This is a genomic window from Conexibacter stalactiti (assembly GCF_033542075.1).
GTDB classification, from domain to species: Bacteria; Actinomycetota; Thermoleophilia; order Solirubrobacterales; family Solirubrobacteraceae; genus Conexibacter; species Conexibacter stalactiti.
On sequence record NZ_JAWSTH010000210.1, the window covers coordinates 1 to 2199 of the forward strand.

The 2199-nt window shown below is 74.7% G+C and carries 4 protein-coding genes; 3 read left to right on the forward strand and 1 reads right to left on the reverse strand.

Going from position 1 to position 2199, the window contains the following annotated elements; translation table 11 throughout:
- Positions 1-127 precede the first annotated feature (127 nt).
- The gene (locus tag R7226_RS31295; protein ID WP_318601484.1) at positions 128-430 is read right to left on the reverse strand and encodes an FmdB family zinc ribbon protein; all 303 of its coding nucleotides are present in this window, start codon (positions 428-430) and stop codon (positions 128-130) included.
- An 88-nt stretch (positions 431-518) separates the two neighbouring features.
- On the opposite strand from R7226_RS31295, the gene R7226_RS31300 reads away from it, so the two are divergent.
- From R7226_RS31300 to R7226_RS31310, 3 genes are all read left to right on the forward strand, one after another.
- Positions 519-1139 carry a TetR/AcrR family transcriptional regulator gene (locus R7226_RS31300; protein WP_318601485.1) on the forward strand — a complete coding sequence of 207 codons (621 nt, stop codon included), beginning with the start codon at positions 519-521 and terminating at the stop codon, positions 1137-1139.
- Positions 1140-1149: 10 nt separating this feature from the next.
- Positions 1150-1578 (forward strand): c-type cytochrome, encoded by a 429-nt coding sequence (locus R7226_RS31305; RefSeq protein WP_318601486.1) that lies wholly within the window; start codon positions 1150-1152, stop codon positions 1576-1578.
- Positions 1579-1626: 48 nt separating this feature from the next.
- Positions 1627-2199: wax ester/triacylglycerol synthase domain-containing protein (locus R7226_RS31310; protein ID WP_318601489.1), on the forward strand; the 573-nt coding region annotated here is incomplete at its 3' end.

Genomic DNA, 2199 nt, shown 5'->3' on the forward strand with positions numbered 1-2199 from the left:
AGGGCGGCGCAGATCGCGCGACCGACGGGGCCGGCCGCGCCGCTGACGAGCGCGACGCGCGAGCGCTCCGCGTTGCTGCCGGCGGGCGCGGCGGCCGCGCGCGGCTCCCCGCTCCCGCCCGCGCCGCTCAGTGACTCAGCTGCCATGGACGGCCTCCGCTCGTGCCGTGGGTGTGTCTGTGGTTGTGGCCGGCGTGGCCGTGGCCGATCTGGGAGCCGTTGACGCGCTGCGGCGCGTCGCGGCTGCGCTCCTCGGCGGCGAGTCCAGCGCGCACGCCGGCCGCGATCGGGGCCCTGGAGGCCGGGGCGGAGAAGATGCGCGCGGCTGGCGTTCCGCAGCCCGGGCAGTCGGCCGGCTCGGCCGCCCGCGCCATCGGCCGCTGCACGTCGAAGGGGCCGCAGCCCCGGCAGGCGAACTCGTAGATCGGCATGGCGGTACAGTAACGAACGTTGGTTAGTACGCAAGCCCGAGTCGATTCCCCCTCGAACTCGACCGTCTTCGAAGATAGGATCGACACGATGCCGCCCACGCCCACGTCAACAGCCGCCGCGACCGCGCCCAGAGAGGGCACCGGTCGCTGGAACGACGTCGCCGAGGCGGCGCTGACGCTCTTCTCCGAGCGCGGCTACCACGGCACGACGATGAAGCACGTCGCGGCCGAACTGGGCGTGCAGGCGCCCAGCCTCTACAACCACGTCGGCTCCAAGCAGGAGATCCTCGCCCGCCTGATGAAGACGGGGATGGAGCGGATGATCGCCAAGCAGGACGAGGCGCTCGCCGCGACCGACGACGTCGTCGAGCAGCTGCGCGGCATGACCGAGGCGCACGTGCTCGTGCACACCAGCCACCGCCGCTCGGCGCTGATCGGCGACCGCGAGCTGAGAAACCTCGAAGAGCCGGCGCGGACCGAGCAGCGCGGCCGCCGCGAGCTGTACGAGCGCCGCTTCCGCGACACGATCGAACGCGGCGTGCTGCAGGGCGCGTTCAAGGTCAACTCGGCGAAGCTCGCCTCCTTCGCGATCATCGAGATGGCGACCTCCGTCGCCGTCTGGTTCCGCGACGAGGGCCCGCTGAGCGAGACCGACGTGGCGCACGAGTACGGCGAGATGGCACTGCGCATCGTCGGCGTCGGGCGCTGAGCGGGGGCGCTTGGCCGCGAGCCGCCCGAACTCCCTCCGGGCGCTGCTTCTCTGTGGTGCGCTCAGCGCGGCGCTGGTCGCCTGCGGTGGCGACGACGATGGCGAGCGCACGACTGCGACGGACGCCGAGCGCGGCTGGTTCGTCTCCGGCGTGCGGCCGAGACCGCCCGCGGGCCTGAGCGGCGACGCGCTCGCGACCTGGCGCCGCGGACAGTCGACCTTCAACCAGAGCGGCTGCGTCGCCTGCCACAAGATCGGCAGCGGCGGAGGCGACGGTCCCGGGCCGGACCTCACACGCGTCGGCGATCGCCTCTCAGCCGAGCAGATCCGTGAGGTGCTGCTGCACCCGACCCCGCCGATGCCGTCATTCGGCCAGCTCTCCGAGCGCGATCCGCGCAACTTCTCCGCGCTCGTCGACTTCCTCGACTCGCTGGAGTGAGGGCCGGCGGCTCGCGCGCCCGCGCCGGGTGCCCGATCATCTGACTTGATGGCCGCCTCCGATCCGCCGCAGCTGCCCGACGCGCTCCCGCTCGCGCCCGAGGACCGCGCGATCCTCGCGCTGGAGAGCGCGACCGTCGCCGGCCACACCTGCAAGGTCGTGCGCCTCGCTCCCGGCGCGCCGTCGCTCGACGCGCTGCGCACGCGGATCGACGCCCGCCTCGCCGCCGCGCCGCTGCTGACGCGCCGGCTCGGCGGCCCGCCCGAGGCGCCGGCGTGGGTCGCCGACCGCTCATTCGACCTGGCCCGGCACGTGACGGCGGTGTCGTCCCCCGCCCCGCTCGACCGCGACGGCGTGCTCGACACGGTCGCGGCCCTGTTCGCGCAGCGGCTGCCGCGCGACCGGCCGCTGTGGCAGATCGACGTCGTGCCGTTGCGCGACGGCGGCGCGCTGCTCGTCTGGCGGATCCATCACGCGCTCGCCGACGGCACGACGACGATGCGCTACGCGCAGGCGTTGCTGTGGGATGGCGGCGCGGACGCGGCCGCCGACGCGGCCGCGCCAAGCCGCGCGCGCAGGGTCGCTCCCGCGCCCCGCCACGCGCACGGCGCCCCGCCCGCG

Coding starts and splice junctions, on each gene's coding strand:
- R7226_RS31295 (WP_318601484.1), bottom strand. CDS start 430: ATGCCGATCTACGAGTTCGCCTGCCGGGGCTGCGGCCCCTTCGACGTG.
- R7226_RS31300 (WP_318601485.1), top strand. CDS start 519: ATGCCGCCCACGCCCACGTCAACAGCCGCCGCGACCGCGCCCAGAGAG.